1 protein-coding gene and 1 pseudogene are annotated in these 819 nt (G+C 23.8%); both read left to right on the top strand.

Annotated features, from left to right (window positions below):
- Positions 1–510: glycosyltransferase family 4 protein (locus CD129_RS13530; protein ID WP_256681919.1), on the top strand; the 510-nt coding region annotated here is incomplete at its 5' end.
- A gap of 1 nt (position 511) precedes the next feature.
- Positions 512–819, top strand: a pseudogene (locus CD129_RS13290) (hypothetical protein); the annotation flags it as partial.

Raw genomic sequence — 819 nt, 5'->3', positions numbered from 1 at the left:
GTATTTACTGGAAAAATATTAAAAAATAAAAATTTGAAACTTGTTACTTCTGCTCTAAAAACTACTGGTGATAATTACAAATTATATGTAATAGGAAAAATAGATGATATATCATATTTTGATCAAGCAAAAGATGATTTTGATTTCACTTATTTAGGTGAAAAAGATAAATCAGAAATTGTTGAAATTTATAAAGAAATGGATATATTTGTATTGCCTTCATTTCATGAGACATTTGGATTAGTATACTTAGAAGCTTTAACTCAAGGTTTACCAATAATTTATACACGTAATGAAGGAATAGATAATTATTTTGAAGAGGGAAAAGTTGGGTATTCAGTGGATCCGAAAAGTATAACTAGCTTTGTGGATAGTTTAATAAATATAGATAAAAATTATGAATATATTATAAATAACATAAATAAAATAGATAAAAATAAATTTAGCTGGGATATGAATGTTGAGCGTCATTTAGAAATCTACGAAGAAAGCCTTCAAAAGAGAATATAAAATGAAGTTTTTAAAAGATATATTTATTAATTTAGTAGCTCAATCTTTACTTTTAATGATTCAACAGCTGTTGTTATTTCCTCACTATGAAGCATTTTTAGGAACAAAAGATTTTGGGATATTTTTAACTATATTTGGAATAGTTAATACGATTTCTATAGGTCTAGGAACTTCTTTTACGAATTTATACCAAAGGAACTATAATTTAGCATTAGCCAATAATAGTTATGACTCAGAATATAAGAAATATTTTTATAAATTGATTAGGTATTTTATAGTATGTTTAATTCCGATATTTTTATTATTTAG

The organism is Mammaliicoccus fleurettii, assembly GCF_003970575.1.
Taxonomy (GTDB): Bacteria; Bacillota; Bacilli; order Staphylococcales; family Staphylococcaceae; genus Mammaliicoccus; species Mammaliicoccus fleurettii.
This window is presented reverse-complemented; position numbering and strand designations above follow the sequence as displayed.